This window comes from Wolbachia endosymbiont (group B) of Camptogramma bilineatum (assembly GCF_947251825.1).
Taxonomy (GTDB): Bacteria; Pseudomonadota; Alphaproteobacteria; order Rickettsiales; family Anaplasmataceae; genus Wolbachia.
Map to the genome: position 1 here is coordinate 200062 of NZ_OX366391.1, position 23611 is coordinate 223672.

Annotated in this window: 16 protein-coding genes; 4 read left to right on the forward strand and 12 right to left on the reverse strand. The window is 34.7% G+C overall.

Features of this window, described 5'->3' with window-relative positions:
* Nucleotides 1-82: 82 nt before the first annotated feature.
* The 8 genes from OPR44_RS01090 to OPR44_RS01125 form a co-directional block, all read right to left on the reverse strand.
* Complete coding sequence (locus tag OPR44_RS01090; protein WP_265015072.1) at nt 83-2947, reverse strand: hypothetical protein; 2865 nt, start codon at nt 2945-2947, stop codon at nt 83-85.
* Nucleotides 2928-5282, reverse strand: a complete 2355-nt coding sequence (locus tag OPR44_RS01095) for a VirB4 family type IV secretion/conjugal transfer ATPase (RefSeq protein WP_265015073.1) — start codon at nt 5280-5282, stop codon at nt 2928-2930. Before OPR44_RS01095 ends, OPR44_RS01090 begins: the two co-directional genes overlap by 20 nt.
* Before the next feature lie 51 nt (nt 5283-5333).
* Nucleotides 5334-5699, reverse strand: a complete 366-nt coding sequence (locus tag OPR44_RS01100; RefSeq protein WP_226079535.1) for a hypothetical protein — start codon at nt 5697-5699, stop codon at nt 5334-5336.
* Between the two features lie 104 nt (nt 5700-5803).
* A complete protein-coding gene (locus OPR44_RS01105; protein ID WP_265015074.1) occupies nt 5804-6412 on the reverse strand; it encodes a DUF350 domain-containing protein in 609 nt (202 codons plus the stop codon).
* A 24-nt stretch (nt 6413-6436) separates the two neighbouring features.
* The gene (locus OPR44_RS01110; RefSeq protein ID WP_265015075.1) at nt 6437-7009 is read right to left on the reverse strand and encodes a hypothetical protein; all 573 of its coding nucleotides are present in this window, start codon (nt 7007-7009) and stop codon (nt 6437-6439) included.
* A gap of 35 nt (nt 7010-7044) precedes the next feature.
* Nucleotides 7045-7254: a hypothetical protein gene (locus OPR44_RS01115; RefSeq protein ID WP_265015076.1), complete on the reverse strand. Its 210-nt coding sequence runs from the start codon at nt 7252-7254 to the stop codon at nt 7045-7047.
* A gap of 132 nt (nt 7255-7386) precedes the next feature.
* Nucleotides 7387-8382 (reverse strand): NAD(P)H-dependent flavin oxidoreductase, encoded by a 996-nt coding sequence (locus OPR44_RS01120; protein ID WP_265015077.1) that lies wholly within the window; start codon nt 8380-8382, stop codon nt 7387-7389.
* Nucleotides 8383-8387: 5 nt separating this feature from the next.
* Nucleotides 8388-8909, reverse strand: coding sequence for a cytochrome b (locus tag OPR44_RS01125; RefSeq protein ID WP_213863969.1), 522 nt, complete (start codon nt 8907-8909; stop codon nt 8388-8390).
* Nucleotides 8910-9173: 264 nt separating this feature from the next.
* Here OPR44_RS01125 and OPR44_RS01130 point away from each other — a divergent pair, with 264 nt between their 5' ends.
* Nucleotides 9174-10346: an NADH-quinone oxidoreductase subunit D gene (locus OPR44_RS01130; RefSeq protein ID WP_265015078.1), complete on the forward strand. Its 1173-nt coding sequence runs from the start codon at nt 9174-9176 to the stop codon at nt 10344-10346.
* 18 nt (nt 10347-10364) lie between these two features.
* On the opposite strand, the gene recJ is transcribed toward OPR44_RS01130, so the two are convergent.
* Nucleotides 10365-12101: a single-stranded-DNA-specific exonuclease RecJ gene (gene recJ / locus OPR44_RS01135; RefSeq protein ID WP_264375035.1), complete on the reverse strand. Its 1737-nt coding sequence runs from the start codon at nt 12099-12101 to the stop codon at nt 10365-10367.
* Nucleotides 12102-12761: 660 nt separating this feature from the next.
* Here recJ and miaB point away from each other — a divergent pair.
* Entirely contained in the window at nt 12762-14084 is a 1323-nt protein-coding gene (gene miaB / locus OPR44_RS01140; protein WP_265015079.1) for a tRNA (N6-isopentenyl adenosine(37)-C2)-methylthiotransferase MiaB, read from the forward strand.
* A 64-nt stretch (nt 14085-14148) separates the two neighbouring features.
* Here miaB and OPR44_RS01145 read toward each other — a convergent pair whose 3' ends face one another.
* A complete protein-coding gene (locus tag OPR44_RS01145) occupies nt 14149-14382 on the reverse strand; it encodes a hypothetical protein (RefSeq protein ID WP_010402600.1) in 234 nt (77 codons plus the stop codon).
* 138 nt (nt 14383-14520) lie between these two features.
* Here OPR44_RS01145 and ileS point away from each other — a divergent pair, with 138 nt between their 5' ends.
* A complete protein-coding gene (gene ileS / locus OPR44_RS01150) occupies nt 14521-17691 on the forward strand; it encodes an isoleucine--tRNA ligase (protein WP_265015080.1) in 3171 nt (1056 codons plus the stop codon).
* A gap of 44 nt (nt 17692-17735) precedes the next feature.
* Entirely contained in the window at nt 17736-20756 is a 3021-nt protein-coding gene (locus tag OPR44_RS01155) for a hypothetical protein (protein ID WP_265015081.1), read from the forward strand.
* Here OPR44_RS01155 and pheT read toward each other — a convergent pair.
* Nucleotides 20753-23092 (reverse strand): phenylalanine--tRNA ligase subunit beta, encoded by a 2340-nt coding sequence (gene pheT / locus OPR44_RS01160; protein ID WP_265015082.1) that lies wholly within the window; start codon nt 23090-23092, stop codon nt 20753-20755. The two genes, OPR44_RS01155 and pheT, sit on opposite strands and share 4 nt — an antisense overlap.
* 112 nt (nt 23093-23204) lie before the next feature.
* Nucleotides 23205-23474 carry a hypothetical protein gene (locus OPR44_RS01165; RefSeq protein ID WP_010402566.1) on the reverse strand — a complete coding sequence of 90 codons (270 nt, stop codon included), beginning with the start codon at nt 23472-23474 and terminating at the stop codon, nt 23205-23207.
* Nucleotides 23475-23611: the final 137 nt, after the last annotated feature.

Sequence of the window (23611 nt, forward strand, 5' to 3'; positions counted from 1 at the left end):
CTGGTTTGACATGCATCTGAACAGATACTCTCAGTGATGTAAATTCAACTTTACCCCATTTGCAACCATCAGGGTCCTTTGACTATAATCCTAACAATTCTTTTCTAATTTCTTCTTTAATTGTATCAATAATCTTTTGATCAAGTTTATTTATTAAGGAATCATCAATACCTGTGATATCATCTGGATTTTGTATCATTTTTTCAATAGCATCATCTATTTTTTTTACTCTTTTTTCATTAATTTCCTCAAATATAGGTTTAATGTTTGCGTAACCAGGAGCGCCCTTGCTATAACTTTTGCTGCTTTCGTTGATACAACCACCAGCACCATATGTTTTATTCACGTAGTTTTTACTACATTTTGTTACATCTTTATACCCAATCTCACCATTTTCTATATATGCTATTTTATTATCTTTACTAGAGTTTAGCTTGTCCCCTTTCTTAATTTCTTCTTTTAATTTTAAACTTTGTTCATGAATTATTGTATCTTTGTAATCCCTTCCCCCATAGGTTCTGTATGTACCTCCGCCTGCAACAGTAATTAAATCTTTACAAATTGTTTCTGAAGAGTCTCTGCACATTTTTATTAAAGTTGGTCCCCCATCCTTGTTAGATTCATCATCTTCTTGTCCACCACCTCCTTCTGTCACTTTTACTTTAATATATGGATAACTAGGGTTGACTCTCAGTTTAGCTTTAATGTAATCACCTGGCATTCCTAGTCTACTTACAGTAGACTGAGCTTTATCAGCTATATGACCAGCTTCACCACCTCCCCATGCTTCTATTTCAACGTAATCATACATTGACAGATCATCTGTATAGCCATCTCCAAGCTCATAAAGTTTTTGATCCCTGTCTTCAATAATCTTCTTCTTATGTTTCAATTGTGCTATTATTATTTCACGTAATCTCTTTTTTAAACCCTCTAAATCGAACCTACACAATTTATCAGCATAAAAGACTTCTGTTCTATTTGCTTTAATCGGTTGATTTTTTAATTGTGTGCACTTTTGTATTTCACCTTTCTCGTTTTTTACTGTTTTACCATCCTTATCCTTGCAATCCACTTCTTCATATCTCAAGTAAAATAGTTTATCATTCTTATATACATACTGTGTTGAGCGACTACATACTCCATCAAAGCAGAGGCAACCATCATCACCGTGATTACAGTTTTTTTCTTCATACTTTCCATCTGTTAACTCATATACTATTTTGCATTTGTCACAATTTTGTTTTGTATCTACCTCTTTATCCTCTTTTGCCATGCAGTTATCTCTAGACTTATTTTCAGCAGGAATGGAAATATATCCTTTTTTATTAAATATTATTTCATTCAGTGCATCTTGTGGCTTTGCTAAAACCTCAATTGTTTCGTTACAGGGAAAATAATAAAGCTGATCAGACTCCTTTGAATAAACAGTATTGTATTTATTGTATCTTGCCCCCATTGATTTTAGCGATATTAGCTTACTTTCTTTTTTAAGAACAAACTCCTCTGGTTCTGGTTGCCACCCAGAAAGGCAGAGCATTTTACTTTTAGAATTTTCTTTATATTTTATTTCTACTTTTGGATATCCTGAGCCATCTAGTTTGCACTTACCATTCTGAAGCTCTTTACATTCTGTTTCAATATCGGGAACATATCCATATTTTTCTAGAACTTCAAATTGCGAATTATTTTTTAATATACCTTCTATTACGCTATCGATGTCGCTTTTACTGTTACTGCTATCAGTTGTTTTTGCCACTATTGCTGGCTTTACTACTTTTAAAGGTAGATGGCCAACATATGTAGGAGAATTTTTATTAACATAAAAAGTACAGATGCCATTACTGTGAGTTCCACGTGCGTCATAAGTACAAACGTTCTCACTCATCTTCATTTTTACTTTTAGCGTATTTTCGCCTTTACCCTCATTAGGCTTTGGTATGCTCACTTCTTCAATCTTTGGAGCAGGTGGCGCTGGGAAGCAGCGAGCAGGAAATTGTAATTTTCTTTTGGACTCTTCTCTCTCAGTACCATAATATTCAGTGCAGAGCTGACCTTTTTTTCTATAAGTTTTAAAGTGATGGTGGGTATCTTTATCTGGAATAGAGTATGTAGCACTTTGAATGTTTTTATTACTTGAAATAACGCGTGGAAAAGGTAGCTCTCTTCTTTCTTTCAGCTCACCAATAATGACTCCAACTCTTGGATGGAAATAATCATTTTCTTCATTTGTTATAGGAACAATTCTAACTTGTGGTGGTGACATCGCAAGTTGTTCACAAAATGCAGGTGGGCCAGGTGCAAGTTGCACAGGGGCACACTTTACTTTTGTTTGATAGCATGTATCACAAGCTTTTTCCATCTCTCCAGGACGAAAAATATTTTCCCCAGAAAATACTCTAGAGCCCCATGAAGAAATTCCTGGCATACAAGCCCCCTTTTGACTACAAGCGCATATTTTAGGGGCATTAGCAAATTTTACTTTTTCTTCATCAGTAACACCATCTGCCCATTCCCATCCAAGACCTTGGGCAATTTCTCCTCCAGCTTTTGTTTTATCTCCTTCCCAATCTATAAAAGCTGCTGCAGAAACTCCAGCTCCTGTACTCTGCGTTCCATATATCTGGCGGCAGAATGTTCCACTGGATAATATATAACAGTTGTCGTTCCCTTCGTAATCGCAGACCTTAATCTTTGGATCGAAGTAACCTTCTGGTCCCTGATTATTTACTGCTGTAACTTTAATAAATTGCAATAATTTTTCGTCAAAATCTAAATCGCTCCACTTGCCTTTAAAAAAATTCGCAATACCTTTTCCTGCTTTACTTCCTGTAGCTTCAATTTCAGTATTACTTTTTACAAATGTTGGACAATCAGCATATCCTTGATAAGAAAGACAAAATATCAAGGAGAATATCAATAAAAAATTAAGCTTTACATTTTTCATAGAACGCCGGTAACCACTTACTCACTTTTTCGCCTTTTTCCTTTATTGCTTCATACATATACTTTATAGTCTCTTTATTAGCTGAAAGTACATGTATTTCTTTCATATTCTTCAAATCTAGATTTAAAGTTACTAAACCTTTGTATTGCTTTATCAAAAATAAACCTTCCTGTGTTGGTGTTTGCAAAATGACATTCAGTTCCTCTTTCGACAGAGAAAATGCTTTCATGTATAACCTGTTTGCATTTATGTTCGGCATCAGGATCCTCGTATCGACATGCTTATCTAAATATTGAGTAAACTTGCTAGCAAATGCTAGGTTTAAGTTTTCAGTACTTAGAATCACCACAACATTGAGTTTTGTCATTCTTTGCATCCAATCGTCAAACTCTCCCTCTGTAGGAAAAATATTACTTACCTCCCATGCTTCATCCAAAACAAGTATTGCAGGTGAGCCATCACATTTTGCTTCGAAAGAGTATAAGAAATAGTAAAGTATCACGGACATACATTCTTTTTGCTTAGTGAGATTTGCAGTATTGAGGGATATAGTTTTTGTTCCCCAGTCAATATCTGACTCATCACCATCTTGGAATAAGTAAGCAAATTCACCTTCACCACACCATTTACTTATTTTGCCTCCAAGAAGTAAAAGCACTTCAGAAATTTGAGAAATAGAGCGCGATTCTCTTGGTATAGCAAATATAGAATCTACAATTTTTTTTGTCTTTTCTTCTGCGTCTACCAAACTTGCATCTGCAACCATCCTTTTGATCAATTCAACAAGCATATTGCGATTAGAAGCACTATCTTCAATGTTCAGTGGGTTAAATTTTAGACTTGTATCTTTATATTTTGGATCAATTATGTAATATTGGCCGCTTACTGCTTTAGTAAATATTATTGATTTTCCAGTATTATCCAGTATAACAATCCTAGGGTTAAATTTTCTTGATTCCGAAAGTAAGAAATTGATCAGTGAGGTTCTACCTGAATTTGGAGCTCCAAGTATTGTGGTATGACCATTATTTTTCTTTCCATGAAAGTTAAAAAAGTAAGGACTGCCTTTTTTTGAAAAAAAAACTGTTACTGCTTCTTTCCATCTTCCTCCTTTTAACGTACCTGATGTAAAATCATGCAACATAGCAAAGCTGCAAGCATATTTTTCTAATATATTTTTTGGTTGTGTAACAAAAGCAAAGTTTCCAGGAAGCTGTGCCCAAAAATGATTTTCCATGTGCAGATCAGTTCTAAACATCATCAACCCGATTAACGACATTACAGAGGATAAATCGCTGATATTTTTACCTAACCTATTCTTATCATCTGCAAAGATTGTAACAATAATTTTCTGTTGACAAAAATCCATAGCAGAAATTTTTTCAAGCTCTATTATTTCATTTATTCCTGAGTTTTGAAGTAAGGTATTGTCCTCACTGATTTGCAGTATATTAATTTGTTTTTTAAATTCTTTTACTGCTTTATTATTACTAGTAAATATTATTATTTCTGTGATGATAAGCTCAGAGTCAAGTTGCAAACACCTATCTATATTTTCTAAGGGGATTTCTCGATATTCCTTTATGCAAAAAATAGAACCAAACTTCTGTTGACCTTCAAACGATGTTTGAAATTTATTGAAACCGAAAGCTACTTTTAGGTTTTTCACATGCTGCGATAGATCCCTTTCACATATTGGATAATCTTTGTGCGTTAATGTAATAATGTAATGGAGAAATTCCATCATTTGAGAATATATTTTGCCTTCACTAGACCTAAGGCCCAGTTTTTTAGCTCCAAAAGGTTCTAAATCTTTTTGAATCAGGTCAGTTATTTTTTGTAATTCTTGATGATTTTTTTGTAAAAATAACTTGTGCCTATTCTTTATCCCGCCAAAAAAAAATGCATTATTAATATTTTTGCCAAAATCACTAAGTAACACCACAATGTACAATTCATTTATATACTGTAGTTTACTATCAACTAGTTTATTAAACCACGTTGAGTGTAGCTGATCGGAAAAGTCTGCAGTTTTATTCCACTGTAAGCTCAGTTTATTGCGCTTACGGACAGTGTGAATCCAAACGGTAAAATATAAACTCTTGATATTTTTTGATATACTTTTTCTAATTTCAGTTCTAAGATCACCATAGTTATCAACTGAAGAATAGTCTTCTAATTTGATTGTTTTTAATAATTCCCCCTGTTTTGTTAGTATAGTTTCTTCATCGTAGTGGCAAGCATAAGGGATAAAATCTAAATTAATACTTTCTAGTAACGCTAAATTGTTCTTTTTTTCAGAATTAGAGCTAGTGGCTGGTACTTTTGGTTGCATACAATATCATGCGTATTCAATAAAAAGATAATAAAGAATCATCTATCTTACTTAATCCTTATCTTCTTTTTTGTTATTGGATTGTAACTGTATGTCCTTTGCAAAGTTGAATTTTTCTTTCAGGTAATCTGTTGCCTTTTCTGTGCTTCCAAACATCATGATCAGTACGCCAAATATTATCATGAAAAAAATTAGGCCTCTGAACACTACTGCGAGTATCACTGTAGCTATACATAAACCTATAATTGTTGAGGGACTCATATTTTCTACAGTATCTTTAACTGAAAATGAAGAAATAAGTTCTTTCAACGTTCCTGGTATATTTTTCAATTCATCACTTGCTTTGCTAGAACACGACATGAAAATAAAACTTAACAGGGCTACAATAGCAAAAACTCTACCCAATTGAATATGCATCAGCTAAATACCTTTAAGATACTCCTCAAATGTAACAATTTTTACATCAATAGGCAAGAACCGAATTCACTTGCTCACCATAAGTAACTCATATTTAACTTTTATCACTGTGTTAGCCCTTTATTATCAACAAGAGGACTCACACTAATGGATGTCAATTTACTTGACAGAATATTTGAACAAAATTCAGCAGCTGCTGCTGTAGCAAACACTGCAGCCACCACAAACAGTCCTGCTCCTACTAATCCTGATGTCATTGCTCCTGCAACAATGCACCCTATTGCTAAGAGAGCAGAACTTGTTACAAGTGCGACGTGAAGATTTTTGTTTTTGATTTTACTATTATTTTCATAATTATTGGATTGCATTGTATCTTTTACCTTACTGCCTGTCACTGAGATCACACAATGAGGCCCTTCTTCAGTCTTCTTATAATGTTTAGAAGGGGATCTTCTTCCGCTTGGGCCTTTGGGCCTTGTTTTGTTCGGATGTGCTAATTTTGTTTTTCCTTCATCTTCTAGTTGCAAACTATTATCTTCCTCAGCAGGGTTTAATTTTAAGTGTACACTTTCCTCAGATGAAATGCTTGTTACTGAAGTTAAGCTGTTCCTTCTGCTACTTGATGCCAAGCTAGATGAATTTATTCGACTATCTAAATCACTACTACTGAGTTTAGAAGTATTTGCACCACTTGGCACTTCTACAGCATTCACAGTTATATTAGGCTTTTCATTTTTTTAATATTTACTATCAATCGAAAGATCAGATTGACTATTCAATTGTGATTGTGTGATCTTCTTTCTTGCTTGCGATTGTTTTGATGTAAGAATTGTTGAAGCATCATAACGACCTGAACTTCTCAAGGAATTATATATTCCAGGGGTTCCTTTTCCACTTACACCCTTAGCTAAAGAATCCTTTTCCAGAGGATTAATACCTGAATTTTTGGGAATTTCAACTTCACCAGAAAGAATTTGTTTGTTAAATAGTTCCATAGTATTATTTTGTCTATTTGCTTGATTACTTCTAAGACTTTTCTGATTTTGAATAGTGATACTAGAATGATCTTTATTGTTGCTCTTTTTAGTAATCTCTGAAATTATTTTTAATGTTTTCCCTCTTCTTGTTGGTGATCCTTGTGATTGTTCTATTTCATTCTTAAATACTGGAAGTCCGACTTCTGATCCCATTACTTCTTTTTCCAATTCTGGAAGAAATTTCTCGGTGTAATAATTATAATATTTTTCTTGCTCTCTCAGTAATTTTTCTAATTTAATTAATATGTTCGGATCAGCTCCTTTGTTGAACAACTCTATGCATTTTGCGATAGTTCCATCTCCCTTTTTTAGATTTTCATGATTATGTCTTTTTTTGTGACCTTTTTGTGTATAATTTCGTGCAACTCTTTCGTTTTTGATGCTGAAGAATTCCCTGTTTTCTCCTTTCTCTTATCTGAGATTTGTGAACTTCTGATAGGATCGCTAGTAGATGAGTAAGTATTGTTTCCTACTGCGCTATCAAATAGCACTCTTTTCTCATATGATGAATCAAACATAACATTCCTCTCATATAAATAAAATGTATGAATACCTCTTTAGCGTTAATTTTACATTAAAACTGGGCGGTTATGCCTTATTGCGAATAATTATAGCAATTTGCTAACTATTTTCTTTGCTGATTACTGATTTTACATTTCAACATAATTGCTTGCCTGTTGAACTAACATATCTATCACTTCTTTTACAGGCTTTTCTCTATCAACCATGCCAACACTTTGACCGGCCATTAAAGATCCTGTTTCAACATCTCCATCAATTACTGCCCTTCTTAAAGCTCCAGCCCAGAACTTTTCTATTTCAAGCTGCCCATCTTCTTTTGAGATTTCTCCATTTTGATATTTATCAATAATGTCTCTTTGATGCTCCATAAAATCGTCACTTGCTTTGTTAGCTATAGCCCTTACTGGAATTACAGGGAAATCAGCACTAATCTGCACAGAAGATACAGCATTACGCGCAGCTGATTTGATGAATACTTCTTTAAAATTTTTGTGAGCGATTGACTCATTCGTGCAGACAAATAATGTACCTATTTGACAGCCACTTGCTCCCATTTCTAGGTAGTTCACTATCATTTCGCCTCTTCCTATTCCACCTGCAACAAATACCGGTGTTTTCTCATTTTTAAAATGAGGTAATATCTCTTGTGCGAGAACAGAAGTGCTAACAGGACCGATATGTCCTCCTGCTTCCATACCTTCTATTATTAACGCATCTACTCCCATTTTTACTAACCTTTTCGCGAGGCTTAATGCTGGTGCAAAACACATAACTTCAATGCCCGCACTCTTGATTTTTTCTATATTAGGCTTCGTTGGTAGTCCACCGGCAAGCACTATATGGCTTACTTTCGTTTCAATGCACACATCTATCAACTCACTCAACTTTGGGTGCATAGTAATTAGATTTACACCAAATGGTTTGTTAGTTAATTTCTGTGTCTCTATGATTTCTTTTTTCAGTAAGTCTGGAAACATTGCACCGCAAGCAATCACGCCAAATCCAGCAGCATTTGAGATTGCTGAAACCAAATTTCTCTCTGAAACCCAGCTCATAGCACCACCCATTATGGCAAACTCACTACCGAGAAAATTTGTTCCTTTTTTCCAGAGGCTACTTAACATACAACCTATATCATACGTTTAAAAATGTTTTGTTTATCTATAAATGTGTGTTTTAAAGCACCAATTATATGCAAGGCTATAAAGAGTATCATAAAATATGCAAGTATCGAGTGTAACTGATTAGCTGCACTAGCTAGATCTTCATTATGGTTAATTAATAAAGGGATATGGAAAAAATATTTAATCTCTTTGCTAGAAGCAGAAGACATGACATAACCAGATAGTGGCATTAGCACCATCAAAGCATATAAACCAAAGTGTATCGTTTTGCTCGCATTGATTACAAATCGAGAAAAATTGGCTGGTAATGGCGGAACATAAGTAAAGACGCGAAAAAATATACGTACTATAATTAATCCAAGAACGGTGATACCACAAGCCTTATGAACAGCGTATATGCTGAATTTAATTTCACTGCTAATCGGCAAACTTTTCATGTACAGCCCAGAACAAAGCATGCCAATAATAAAAGCAGACATTAACCAATGAATGATCCTTAAACCTAAACTATATTTATTGTCTTTCATTGATTTTGATTACTCTAAAGTAGAATTTATATAGTAGAAAAACTATTTCTCAATCAAAATTATCTATACATAATTTCGCTGCCTTGATCAACATAAGTGCAATAATTGTATGTGACACATAAACATTGTCTATCAGATCATGAAGAAGTGGTGAAGTTTTTGAGAGTTTTTCTATTGTAACGATGAGTTATAGCTTGTACAAGAAGCCTATTGACTTTAAGCACATTTTACCCTATACAATTCCAATACCTTAAGCTACCAAGCATGCCTGATCTAAAGACAATGATGCTAAACTTTGGCCCTCAGCACCCAGCTGCACACGGGGTGTTACGTCTTGTTTTAGAGATGGATGGTGAAGTGATCGAGAGGGCAGATCCCCACATTGGACTTTTGCATCGCGGCACTGAGAAGTTAATAGAACATAAAACATATCTTCAAGCTCTGCCTTACTTTGACCGCCTTGATTATGTGTCACCAATGTCACAAGAGCATGCATATTCGTTGTGTGTAGAGAAATTGTTGCAATGTAAAATTCCAATTAGAGCAAAATATTTGCGTGTTTTGTTTTGTGAGCTGACAAGAATACTAAATCATTTACTAAATATATCTTCTCAAGCACTTGATGTTGGGGCGATGACTCCTCTTTTATGGCTCTTTGAAGAGAGAGAAAAAATACTCGAGTTCTATGAAAGGGCCTCAGGTGCAAGATTTCACGCAGCTTATATAAGGCCAGGTGGACTTGCAGCAGATATCCCAGAAGGTTTGATTGAAGATATTGCAAAATTTATAGAGCAATTTCCAAAGTATATAGATGATGTTGATGAACTTTTAACGGAAAATAGAATATGGAAGCAACGCACTGTAGGAATTAGTGAAATATCAATAAAACAGGCGCTTGATTGGGGCTTTAGTGGACCAATGCTCCGTGCTGCTGGGCTTGCTTGGGATCTGCGAAAAAGCCAGCCATATGAGATATATGATCAGCTAGATTTTGATATACCAATTGGCCAAAATGGTGACTGTTATGACCGTTATTTAGTAAGAATGGCGGAGATTAGGCAATCTATCAGCTTGGTGAAGCAATGCGTAGAGAAGATACCTGAAGGGCCAATAAAAACTGAAGATAGAAAAATTTCTCCACCGCCAAGAGCAGAAATGAAAACATCGATGGAGGCTATGATCCATCATTTTAAGCTTTATTCAGAAGGATATAGTGTACCAGAAGGTGAAGCTTACACAGCTGTTGAGGCACCAAAAGGCGAGTTTGGAGTATATATAGTTTCAGATGGTACCAATAGACCTTATAGATGTCGAATAAGAGCACCTGGCTTTGCGCATTTACAAGCCTTAGACTTCATGGCAAAAGGACATATGCTTGCTGATATTGCAGCAATTATCGGTTCACTCGATATAGTCTTTGGTGAGATTGACAGGTAATTATTGTAAAATAGTAACTCAACTAATGGTCAATACATCCTCTATTAAAAACTGCACAAATTCATTTCCATTCCAATAATTCATAGAGATTTTACCTAAAATTGATTTAACATTTCCCTGCATGATAGCAGAGCCAAGCTCGGTATTTGCAGAGCGAAACGCAATAGCTTTTACCATAACATTATCATCAGCAATAAAACATTTTATATGATCAACTCCTATAACTTCCGGCTTTCTTATCTTTGCTCCTTGGATGATAAATCTCGGTTCAGGATTGCCAACACCAAATGGCTCTAAGCGTTGCAATTGATTCCACAGGGATAAGTTTATTGCTTTAGCTGTTACTATACCATCAGCTTTTATAGTTTTATCGTTTGTGGAGTTTGCAAATCTTTCAGTAAAGAAATCATGTAGATCACTTATTTTATCTTCCTTAATCGAAAATCCTGCTGCCATACTGTGACCACCACCTTCAATGATTAGGTTGGTAAATTTTGCAGAAAGAACCGCAGCACCAATATCTACCCCAGAAATTGATCTGCAGCTTGCTTTTCCTATTCCATTATTTAAAGATATTACTATCGTTGGTAAGTGAAATTGCTCCTTTAGTCTTGATGCAATTATACCAATTATTCCCTGGTGCCAGTTGCCACTTACCATTATAAAATTTACACCTAATTGTGCAAATTTTCCTGCTTGTGTTGTAGCTTCCAAAATAGCCTCATTTTCTAGCATTTTTCTTGCATTATTTAAATCTATTAATTTTAGCGCGATTGAATGTGCATCATCATCATCGGTGGAAAGCAACCTTGCACCGAGCGATGCTTCTCCAATTCTTCCTCCGGCATTTATGCACGGTCCAATGCTAAACCCTAATCGTGAAACACTTGGTTTTTCAAGGATTCCCAAAGCGTCAAACAAAACACGTAAGCCAACATTTTTTCTTGCTGACATAACTTTTAATCCTTGTAAAACAAAAGCCCTATTTAGGCCTGTAATCTGCATAACATCGCAAACAGTTCCAAGAGCAACCAAATCCAGTAGATCAAATAAATCTGGTTCTTTTTTGTTGGTAAAAAATCCTTGCTCACGTAGGCTTCTATTAAGAGCAACAATTAGCAGAAATGACACTCCAACTGCTGCAAGATTAGTATAAGGAGAGCTCTCATCAAGGCGGTTGGGATTAACAACTGCTACAGCACTTGGTAATTTTTCTGTTCCAAGGTGATGGTCGACAACTATAATATCAAGTCCAAAGACTTTTGCATCTTCTATTGGTTGATATGCAAGCGTACCGCAATCAACAGAAATACATAAATCAATACCATTCTTTTTAAGTTGTAATAAAGCATCTGTGTTCAATCCATAGCCCTCATCAACACGATCTGGAATATAGATTATAGAGTGTGTCCCAATCGCTCTTAGGTACCTATTAATCAATGCTGATGACGTTGCACCATCAACATCGTAATCACCAAATATTGCAATATTCTCATTATTGTTTATTGCTTTTATTATGTGAGAAACAGCTTTATCCATATCAAGGAGGTGAAAGGGATCTGGTAATAGCGATCTGATTAGTGGGTGTAAGAAGTCATGTGCATTTTCTATGTTAACACCACGAGCAACTAATATTCTTGCTAATATTTCTGGCAACTCAAATCTCTGTATAAGAGTAAAAATCTCCCTTTGATCTGCTTCTTGTAACTTCCACAGTGCATTTGTTATGCTGCGTTTTTCAATATCAAGTAGCATATTTTTTGTAAATAAAACTACTTTACCAGAACTTTTACGCTTGTTCTATAATTGTGTTAGACTTCTGTATAACCTAAAGAAAGATATAGGAGAGTGTCACTCGAAAGGAATCACATTTATTTTGACAAAGAGCATCTGTAAAATCTGATACTTCTTCTTGCATAACATGCTCTTTAATTAGTATATATATCTATATTAGCATATAAGTGTGAATATTATATTAGTGTAATTACTTTTTGGTATACATGACAAATTTATGCCTGGAAACAGTTTTTGGTTACTCAAACCTTTTCTACCTTTATTTCATATTCTTTAAAGTATTTTTTGCACTTTCTTTATAAAAACCATAGGTACCAATCGGTTTTTAGCTTAAGAATAAAGGTTAAGTATCTGGAATTCTGGACATAAAATCCTCCTGAAAGATTAGAAAGAAAATGCAGCGCACATACAACAGAATTTGAACACGTGCTGAAGAGTACGTTTTTTGTTGAAAAATTGACTAAAAAGTCTGCAGACGAAGATAGATTTTTGAGCTCTTAAACTACCTCTACTGTTAGAGTAAGGAAAGCGAGAAGGTTTGTCAAGCAATCTTTATTGGCTGTTGTACTAGAATTCAGTTTTTCGTATAATTTGCTAGAATTTGTGTGAAGAATTTTAAATATGAAAGGCCTATATATTAAAACTTACGGCTGTCAGATGAACGTTTATGACTCCATTTTAATGGAGAATATAGTTAAGCCTTTAGGGTTCAACGTTGTTAGTGATGCAGAACAAGCTGATTTGGTGATATTGAATACTTGTCATATTAGAGAAAAGGCAGCAGAAAAGCTTTACTCAGAGCTTGGAAGAATCCATTCATCACAAAAAAATAAGGAAATGACCATAGTGGTGGCTGGATGTGTAGCGCAAGCAGAGGGAGAAGAAGTGTTCAGAAGGGCTCCTTTTGTTGATATTGTTGTTGGTCCGCAGAGTATTTCTGCTTTACCGGAGTTAATAGTCAAAGCAAGCAGAAGTAAAGGTCATGTAATAAATACTGATTTTCCAGAAGTTGCGAAGTTTGATAAATTGCCAGATGAATGCTATGGCAATAGCCAGGGGTCTTCTGCGTTTCTTGCCATACAAGAAGGTTGTGATAAATTTTGTACGTTTTGTGTGGTACCATATACACGCGGGGCTGAGTATTCACGACCAGTAAATGAAATATTCCGTGAAACATTGAAGTTAGTTGCAAATGGGGCAAGGGAAATCAATTTGCTCGGTCAAAATGTTAATGCTTATCATGGAGAGTGCGAAGGAGAGGTGTGGGATTTAGGAAAATTAATTAGTCACATTGCTAAAATTGAAAAGCTAGAAAGAATCCGCTACACAACTTCTCATCCAAGAGATATGCACGAATCTCTCTACTTGGTACATGCGGAGGAATCAAAACTCATGCCGTTTGTTCACCTACCTGTGCAGTCAGGTTCGAATAAAATATTGCATGCAATGAATAGAAAACACACGGCAGAGGAATATTTGGGAATAATAGACAGATTGCGCAAATTGAAACCTAAAATTGAATTTTCTTCTGATTTTATCGTTGGCTTTCCTGGAGAAACTGAAAAAGATTTTGAAAAAACTATGAAATTAGTAGAAAAAATAAAATATGCTCAGGCTTATAGTTTTAAATATAGCCCAAGGCCAGGAACGCCAGGGGCGGAAAGAAAAGATCAAGTACCAGAAGAGGTTAAAACAGAGCGCCTTCTTCGTTTACAGAAATTAATTAGTGAACAACAACTTGAATTTAACCAGAGTATGATAGGCAAAACTGTATCTGTTCTATTCAGTGATAAAAAAGGTAAACACCAAAATCAAATTATTGGTAAAAGCCCATACATGCAATCAGTATGCGTTGATGATCCTGACGATAAATACAAAGATAAAATAGTAAATGTAAGGATATTGGAAGCTCGGCAAAATAGTTTGTTGGGATGCGCTGCCTAATTAGAGAAAAGTGCTCCTATGCTCTCATGTAGAAGCACTTTGTGTGTTTTTATAAGTTTATAAGCTATCTAGATTTAATCCTTAAGGGACTACAACTCTCTGTTACGCAATCATATGAGACTTGATATAATAGATTTGCGGGATTTTTTTTCTTTTCCCACTGATAGTGTACTTTTTCAACCTTTCCAGAATTATTATATTCATAAGAAAGCGATCTCCAAATAACGCTGCTTTTACTATTATTTTTGTTAGCATCGTGAAATTTCTGATAAGGCCAACTGTTATTGTCTTTATTCATCTTTAACTTAAGTAAATAAGTCTGATTTATTAATATGCTGTATAATAATGTCAATACCTATCAATGTTTATAGAAACAGAGTTTTTGGATTTGTAATTTTCCAGAAAGCTCTATATTCTTTGATTTTATCCAGTTAAAATGAATATGAAGTATTATCCTGATACAAGCAGCAGTCCTGATTTTTCATTGCTAGAAAAGGAAATCATAAAATTTTGGCAGGAAAATAAAATTTTTGAGCAGTCAGTCGAGAAACGTTCCAAGGATCATTGTTTTGTATTTTATGATGGGCCTCCGTTTGCAAATGGACTTCCGCATTACGGACACTTGCTTACTGGTTTTATAAAAGATGCATTTGCAAGATATCAAACTATGCTGCAAAAAAGGGTTGAACGCAGATTTGGTTGGGATTGCCATGGGCTACCGGCTGAGATGGGCGCGGAAAAGGAACTTAGAATATCTGGTAGAACTGAGATAGAGAAATTTGGCATTGAAAAATTTAATAATAATTGCCGTACTTCTGTGATGAAATTTTCATCAGAATGGGAGAAGTATGTAAATAGACAAGCAAGATGGGTAGATTTTCACAATGACTATAAGACTATGGATAAGTCATTCATGGAGTCGGTCATGTGGGCATTTAAGCAGCTTTATGATAAAGGTCTGGTGTATGAATCAATACGCGTTGTTCCCTATAGCTGGGCGTGCGAAACTCCACTCTCTAATTTTGAAACAAGGCTTGATAATGCATATAGAGAAAAAATTAGCAAAGCTGTAACTGTTGCTTTTGAACTTTTAGAAAATCCAAAGCAATTTAAACAAAAATGTAGATTACTTGCTTGGACTACAACGCCTTGGACGTTGCCGAGCAATCTTGCACTGGCAGTAGGGGAGGATATTGAGTATTGTATGGTGTTAGTAAATGGTGAAGTCTGCATCTTTGCTGAAAGTTATTTAGAGAAATTTGTCAGCCACTGTGAACAAAGCAATATTCAATATGAAAACTGTAATACAAAACTTAAAGCGAGTGATCTTGCAGGTCTTCCTTATAAACCACTGTTTGATTACTTTAAAGATACAAAAAATGCGTTCCGTGTTTTCATTGCTGATTATGTTACAGGAGAAGATGGTACTGGTGTTGTGCACACTGCTCCTGGATTTGGTGAAGAAGATTTTTACCTTTGCCAAAGCCATGATATTCGAGCTGTTTGTCCAATTGATAACGGTGGGAAATTTACTGCAGAAGTTTCAGATTTAACAGGAGTTCATGTTTTTGATGCCAATGATACAGTAATCAAGAAATTAAAAAGGCGGGGGAGCTGGTTTAAAACTGAGCAATATATTCACAATTATCCACACTGCTGGAGAACTGACACTCCTTTAATCTACCGCACTATGCCTTCTTGGTATGTTGCCGTTACAAAATTCAAAAGCAGAATGGTAGAGCTAAATAAGAGAGTTAATTGGATACCAAACCACATTAGAGATGGTCAATTTGGAAAATGGCTTGAAGGAGCGCGCGACTGGTCTATTTCACGCAATCGATTCTGGGGTACTCCAATTCCTGTGTGGAAATCAGACGATGCAAAATATCCAAGAGTGGATGTGTATGGCTCAATAGCAGAACTAGAGCGAGACTTTAATGTTAAGATAGATGACTTGCACAGACCGTTTATCGATACTTTGACGAGACCAAATCCTGATGATCCAACAGGAAAATCAGTTATGCGTCGTGTGCCTGATGTGTTTGATTGTTGGTTTGAGTCTGGCTCGATGCCGTTCGCGCAAGTTCACTATCCGTTTGAAAATAAAGAATGGTTCGAGAAAAATTTCCCTGCGGATTTTATCACTGAATATATAGCACAAACAAGAGGATGGTTCTATACGCTTTTTGTGCTTTCCACTGCTTTATTTGACAGTGAGCCATTTAAGAACTGCATATGCCACGGTGTGGTTCTTGATGTGAAAGGGCAGAAATTATCCAAACGTCTTAATAATTATGCAGATCCAATGGAGGTTTTTGACAAATATGGTTCTGATGCGCTGCGTTTTCTTATGCTGTCTGGTTCCATTGTTTGCGGTGGTAATTTACTACTCGACAAAGAAGGAAATTTAGTGCGTGATGTTCTAAAAAACGTAATAAAACCTATTTGGAACAGTTATCACTTTTTTACTATGTATGCAAATGCAGATGGAATTAAAGCTGAGATTTGTCAAGATTATCAAAGTACTATTGATCGCTACATGATTTCAAAATGTTTTGAAGCTGTGGAAGGCATCCAAGCTTCTATGAACAACTATAACTCTCAGGAAGCTTGCAAAATCTTGACAGATTTTTTTGAAGTGCTAAATAATTGGTATATTCGTCGCAGTCGCGAGCGTTTTTGGAAAAGTGACTTAGATCAAGATAAAACCGACGCTTATAATGTGCTATACACAGTTTTTTATTACATGCTTCGAGCTGCAGCTCCTTTGTTGCCACTCATAACAGAGACTATATGGCAAGGGCTTAAGTACAAAGAAACATCTGTTCATTTGGCTGATTTTCCACAATCAGATAGATATGACAGTGAACTCATTGCCAAGATGGATTTGGTAAGAGAGATATGTAACTCTGCATTATCCATCAGAAATACGTTTAATATACGCATCAGGCAGCCACTTGGCAGTATGACCATTTATCATAGGTCTTCCTGCGATTTCCTTAAAAATGAATATCAAGAGATAATAAGAGATGAGGTAAATGTAAAAAAATTAGAATTAGTAAACAGACTTGAAGATATTGCATCACTAGAGCTAAAACTAAATTTTCCGCTACTTGGTAAGAAGATTGCAGATAAAATCAAGAAACTAGTTCAATATGTCAAAGAAGAAAAGTGGAAGCAAATTGAGAATGAGCAAATATTTCTGGGGGATGAAACAGAGAACTATACTATAGAAAAAGGTGAATATGAACTATTGTTAAAAGCAAACAGTGAATATTCTTCTGTATTTGATAACAATAAAGGGATTGTTATTCTGAGCACTGAGCTCGATGATGAACTAATTCTAGAAGGGCTTGCGAGAGATGTTGTGAGGCTTATTCAAGAAACTAGAAAACAAGCTGATTTTCATATATCAGATAGAATCAGAGTAATAATTAAAGCAGAAGATGAAAAAATTAAGGAAGCAATAAATACATGGGTTGAATATATAAAAGATCAGACCCTTGCCTTATCTTTGGACACTAATAAAGAGATTGAGGCCGATTTCTATTCTAAGGAATACCAAGGTTTGACAGTTGGTATTAAGTTAATAAAGTTGCAAAGTTAGTAATGTTTATGCTATACTTAAATTGCTTTAAGTAGGGTGGTGATATGAATCAAGTTGTTGCAGATGGTCATAGAGAAGTTATTGATTTAAATAACAACAGTGATGGTTCAGGTGAAGTAAAATCTACTTCCGATGTTACTTCGGAAGAAGAAGAGGAATTTTTTGATGCTGTGGAAGCTGTTTCTAATGTAGAAGAAGGAAATAATTTAAGTCTTGCTACTTCAGAGGAGAAGGAAGAGTTTTTTGATGCTATGGAACAACAAGAATCTACTTACGATTTAGAGGAAGTGGAAGAATTCTTTGATAGCAAGGCTGCTACTTTTGATATTCCACTCAGTATATTTCATTATAAAGATTATAATTCTGACTTTTTTACCTCCTGGTATAATATGTCAAGCGAAATATTGAAAGAGATAAACAGAGCTTGCCCAGAGAAGAAAATATTAAATTTAGCTCTGTCAGTTTTAATGCTCCCTTATATTGCTTTTACTGCGCTGGGGTTAGTCATATACAGTAGATTTAAAGCAAATAGCAAGACACAAGAAGGTGTAGTGGAAGATAAGACAAAAAAGAGTGAAACAGGTGTGCCAAAAAGATTGGCATATGGCGCTCTTGCTGCAATGGCAATTTTTGTTAATGTGACTGTGCTTGTAGCCTTAATCGTTCCTGCAACAGTTGCTTTGGCTACTTTTTATCTTTTAAATAGAGAGTTATCTCACTCTTTAGTTACTGCTCTTAAAATAAGTATGGGGCAGTATTCTAATAAGCACCAAAATATAGAGGTATCTTTTCATGAAATGGAGGTTTCTGAGTCAAGCATTGCATATGATATGGAAATAAAGTTTCCACCGCAATTTAAACAATTACTTAGAGACTTATGTGAGAGTGAAAATAATCAGTGGTTTAGTGTAACGCGGGATTCAGAGCGCAATATCGTACTAAAATTGTCAACTAACATCAATTTAAAAAATGGTCTTAAGCCCTTACATAGTGAAATCAAGAATGTGCTTGCAACTTCGATTCAAGAATGCGCAAGAACTATGGGAAAGCTGGTGAGTCCAAAAAAGAAAGATACACATGATAAACCGAAGGAATTATTGAGTAAATTCAGGCTGAAAGTGGTGAGTAGCATAGATTCTAAGTTGACAACTCACTTAATAGAAAATGCTTATCAAGTTGCTTTTATACAAGCAATTAAGTTTCAGCAAAATAGACGGGGAAAAGATTTTGCACTGGAGGATGAGCTAAAAAATACTTTAGTGAAACAGAAATTAGAAAGTCAAGGTAAGGAATTACCAAATGAGAAAGAAGTGATAATCAAAGATTTGAGAGAAGCAGGAGCAAAAGTACCAGATATCTTAGAAGATAGTGAGCTTCCTGTATTTAAAGCAGAATGGGAACGGCTTAAAGAAGAAGGGAAAATAGCTGAGAGGGCAATTATTGATGTTTATGAGGATATAAATCCTGAAAAAACAGAAGAAGCTCTAAATAATGCTAAAAAAGGAATTGAGGATTTAAAGAAAAAAGGAGAAGAAAGATATACTAAGATACATAAAGAACTGAAAAAAGTATATGATGAAGAAAAAAATAACTTCACAAACGATAATTTAGAAAAGAAATCAAAAGATTTTTTAGAAGAGGAGGGACCAGATGGGATACACGAAAAATTAAAAAAAATATTTAAGGATATAAAAGAGAATAACTCAACATATGGTGTTTTAGAAAGCAAATTAAGAGATTTTTTAAAAGAAGCAGGAGAAGATAAGGGACATGCAAAATTGAAAGGAATATACGAGATTATAAAAAAGAATAGCTTAGCGGAGGATAATTTAAAAAGAAGATTAGAAGGTCTTTTTAAGTTCGAATATGGTAATCAAGAAGTTAAGCGAAGACTAGTAAAATCAGTAATGAGAAAAGCAAAGGGTGAGTTAAGCCTGTTAGGAATATTAAGCTTAATAGACCAGTTTCGAGATTTAGAAGAGGAGATAAAAGGTCCTTTGAATGGGGAAAGTTTAGAAGAAGCTTCAGGTAAAGTGAATGATTTTATAGCAAAGATGTATTTAGAAATAACGAAATGTAAAATGCAAAATTTATTTAAAGGTCAAGCAAAGGGTATAGAGAATTCATGTAAGTTATTAGAAAGGGAGGCACCAGATCTAGTAGAAAAGATTAATTCACATCGAGTGAGAATTGAAAAATACTTAAAAAGACCTGAAAAACCTATGCTATTGAGAAAAATAATAGAAGGGAGTAAGGATTTAAATAAGTACTTAAAAGATGAGCAAGAGAGAAGAGGAGAAAAGCATCCAAATACAAAGCTAGTACAGAAGCACTTAGAAAATAACAAAGAAATTCTAAAAACATTAGAACAGTTGAAATTGGAAGAAAAAGGATTATTGATAAATGAAAAAACAATAAATGATTATAGAGAAGAACTAGAATCTCGTGAAAAAATAAAATTTGCAATAATAGAAGATGATTTACTGAAGGCGTTCGAGCATGAAACTTTTAACGAAGAAGCAATTAAGAAATTATTAGAGAGAGCAGAACTTGAGTACTATTTTGCAGAAAAGTGCATAAAAAGTCCTGTGATTAAGACAAAAGACAATATCAAACATTTTTGTCAAGATTTATTGTCTCCTTTAATAAATAGGTTGGTGGAAAATATAGTAAATAATGTACCAAAAAGTGATAAGAGTTCATGGCTGCAGCCTATAAAAGCTATTAGGACAGGCTTGGGATATATTCAAACAGGTCTTGCCGTTGCAATGCGTGGGGATAAGAGCACAGAAGGGAAAGCATTGAGTGTGGCACATGATACTCATAAGGAAGTAGAGACATTTCTTCAACATTTTCAATCAAGTTATGAGGAAGTAGGAGTTTTTTTGGGTAATTTATTTTCTGATGATGGAACGACATTTAAAAATGATGTATGGCCTAAAGTAGAAGAGCATTTGCATGGAATGTGGGATAGGTTTTTCAAGGATATTGAATTCAAGATAGGGAATAAATTGGATGAAGTAAACGTGACACAGCAAAATCAGGAAACGGCGATTACGGCTTAATGATGAGCTCTCAAAGTTCCTTCAGTATTTTTACACACTAAGTTGACTATCATATTTGATTCTTTTTGGATTTCCTCTTCAGTTAAAGTGTGAGTTGGAGAGCAGAAAGTAACTGAAAATGCTATAGACATCTTATTCGATTCTATATTGTTTCCATGATATACATCAAATATCAAAACTTCTGTGATGAGCTCTGAGCTTTTTTTCACCATATTGATTATACTGCCTGCTGCTACATCTTTATTTACAATAAATGCAAAGTCGCGTTTTACACTTTGATATTTATAATCGATAAATTTTTTTCTACTTATAGGTAAATTTTCGATATTTTCTAATATCAACTCAAAGCCTACAATTTTTTGTTTGATGTTAAAAAAATCCAATATACTCGGATGCAATTCTCCAAAATAACCAACTATTTTACTTCTAAAAGATAAGGAGCCTGATTTTCCTGGGTGATAATATTCTTTTTCTGCTCTCTCTATTGCTAAATTATCACAATTGACATTAAAAAGTTCCAAAGCTGTTATGAGGTCAGCCTTTGCGTCAAAAATATCTATTTTTCTATCAGTGTTATAGTGGTTTTTCGGCGAATTATTTCCTGATCTAATTCCACTTAAAACGTACTTAGACTGAGCCTCACCATTATAAATTGGTCCAATTTCAAAAATTGCGAGATCAGATATCCCGTGAGCAATATTATCTGCAGTGACTTGCAACAAATTTGGTATGACACTTGGCCTCATTATATTGAAGTTATTATTAAATGGATTATCGATAATGAATAACTTATTCAAGTAACCAAACTTTTCAGCTATTGATTCACTCATAAAAGACCAAGTTATCACTTCATGAAACCCTCTGCTTGTCATTAAAATGCGCAAATCATCTTGTGTCTCTTCTTCTACTGTAACGTCTTCTGCTAGTTGCTCTTCCTTTATTTTATCATAGCCGTATATTCTTACTACCTCTTCAACTAAGTCAGCAGGTATGGTTACGTCCGGTCTCCAGCTTGGTACTTGTATATTCCAATTACCTTCGGTTTTTTTATCGATACTAAACCCTAGCTTTGTTAAAATATCGAATACCTCATTAGGTGATGCAGATACACTTCCAAGTTTGTTTGCATCTTGATAATCAAAATTTATCTTGGTATCAGCCTTATTCAAATTGCCAGCAGACACTATGCTTGACACTTCTCCGCCACATAAATCCAAAATCATTTTGGCTGCAAGATTGAGTCCATCAAGGGTAAATTCAGGGTCAATTGAACGTGCAAATCTGTAACTTGAGTCTGTGGAGATGCCTAGCTGCCTTGAAGATTTAGTGATGGAGATGGGGTCAAACCAAGCAGACTCTAAAAAGATATCAGTAGTTTTAAGTGTACATTCGCTATACTTGCTGCCCATAATTCCAGCAATTCCATGAACATTTTTATCATCAGAAATAACTCTTATTTCTTTATTTAATGAATATTCTTTACCATTTAAACCAATAAATTTTTCTCCATCATTTGCTTTGCATACTATGAGCTCACCTTCTATTTTCTTTGCATCATATGCGTGCATTGGGCGGCCAAAAGATATCATGATGTAATTAGTAATATCAACTATTACAGAAATGGAGCGCATTCCTATCGATTCCAATTTATCTTTTAACCATTTTGGGCTTTCTTTATTTTTTACATTGGTGATGTATATTCCACTAATAAAGCTCTCCCCGTCAGTAACTTTGACGTTTACTGGTGAATTTATAGAGCAGGCAAGTTGTGGAATGTTTGAAGCCTTTAACGTTCCAATTCCAGTTGCTGCTAAATCTCGAGCTATTCCATATACGCCTAAGCAATCTCCACGGTTTGGAGTGATGTTTATGTCAATTACAGGATCGCAATTGAAAAATTTATCTCCTGTTTTATAATCATCAGAAAGCTCGATTATTCCTTCACTTTCATCTTGAGTCAGCGAAAGCTCAGAGGCAGAGCAGAGCATCCCTTCACTTAGCACTCCTCGTATTTTTGTAGGCTTAATTGTAAAGTTGCTTTCTGGCAATGTGCTACCAAGAGATGCAAGTACAGTCTTCATGCCTTCTTTAACATTTTTTGCTCCGCAGACTATCTGCAGAACTTTACTTCCATCATTTACTCTACATAATTTTAATTTATCAGCATTTGGATGAGGTGCGATTTCTAATACTTTTGCAACAACAAACCCGGCCAATCTGGAATTGTCGATCACATTCTCTACTTCCAACCCTATGTGAGTTAATTTATCAGTAATTTCCTCTAAACTAGCATTGGTTTCTAAGTACTCTAATAACCAAGATAATGTGAACTTCATTTATTTAACAGAAAATAAAAAAGTTATTGTAATGTAAAATATAATGATTTTAAAGCTTGTTGTAGTGAGTAGCTTCTCTAATTGTAAAAAACGAAGGAGAAGCCTACTTTTTCTACAAAGAAAGAATTTTCTTTATATCACCTTTGCAGTCCATTTCCATGCAGAGTTGAATGTTCATATTGTGATCATCTATATGGAAATTATAAATGTAAGCATCACCAGTGAAATTTCCTATAACATCATGGCTTTCATTTAGCATTTCACCTGCCATGTGGAAAAGACCAGTGTCTGAGTTAGAAGAATAATCTGTAAACTTGATGTACCCGTTACCACATTCCTGTTCTAAATTTAAAGGTGGATTGGTAAAATCTATTTCGTTCATAATTGCCCCATATTAAAATTAAATTATAGTTAAAATAAGATGTTAAGTCAAGAATTTAGAATAAGATTGGTAGCTGACTATAATTTGCATTTTAATTGTATATTTTGTTAATATGTTAATGCTATAATAATACAGAG

What these genes read in the sequence shown, in the direction of transcription:
- OPR44_RS01120 (WP_265015077.1), bottom strand. Translation starts at nt 8,382, where the DNA reads ATGTTAAGTAGCCTCTGGAAAAAAGGAACAAATTTTCTCGGTAGTGAG.
- OPR44_RS01130 (WP_265015078.1), top strand. Translation starts at nt 9,174, where the DNA reads ATGCCTGATCTAAAGACAATGATGCTAAACTTTGGCCCTCAGCACCCA.
- OPR44_RS01115 (WP_265015076.1), bottom strand. Translation starts at nt 7,254, where the DNA reads ATGTTTGATTCATCATATGAGAAAAGAGTGCTATTTGATAGCGCAGTA.
- miaB (WP_265015079.1), top strand. Translation starts at nt 12,762, where the DNA reads ATGAAAGGCCTATATATTAAAACTTACGGCTGTCAGATGAACGTTTAT.
- OPR44_RS01095 (WP_265015073.1), bottom strand. Translation starts at nt 5,282, where the DNA reads ATGCAACCAAAAGTACCAGCCACTAGCTCTAATTCTGAAAAAAAGAAC.
- OPR44_RS01125 (WP_213863969.1), bottom strand. Translation starts at nt 8,909, where the DNA reads ATGAAAGACAATAAATATAGTTTAGGTTTAAGGATCATTCATTGGTTA.
- ileS (WP_265015080.1), top strand. Translation starts at nt 14,521, where the DNA reads ATGAATATGAAGTATTATCCTGATACAAGCAGCAGTCCTGATTTTTCA.
- OPR44_RS01100 (WP_226079535.1), bottom strand. Translation starts at nt 5,699, where the DNA reads ATGCATATTCAATTGGGTAGAGTTTTTGCTATTGTAGCCCTGTTAAGT.
- pheT (WP_265015082.1), bottom strand. Translation starts at nt 23,092, where the DNA reads ATGAAGTTCACATTATCTTGGTTATTAGAGTACTTAGAAACCAATGCT.
- OPR44_RS01165 (WP_010402566.1), bottom strand. Translation starts at nt 23,474, where the DNA reads ATGAACGAAATAGATTTTACCAATCCACCTTTAAATTTAGAACAGGAA.
- OPR44_RS01090 (WP_265015072.1), bottom strand. Translation starts at nt 2,947, where the DNA reads ATGAAAAATGTAAAGCTTAATTTTTTATTGATATTCTCCTTGATATTT.
- recJ (WP_264375035.1), bottom strand. Translation starts at nt 12,101, where the DNA reads ATGCTACTTGATATTGAAAAACGCAGCATAACAAATGCACTGTGGAAG.
- OPR44_RS01155 (WP_265015081.1), top strand. Translation starts at nt 17,736, where the DNA reads ATGAATCAAGTTGTTGCAGATGGTCATAGAGAAGTTATTGATTTAAAT.
- OPR44_RS01145 (WP_010402600.1), bottom strand. Translation starts at nt 14,382, where the DNA reads ATGAATAAAGACAATAACAGTTGGCCTTATCAGAAATTTCACGATGCT.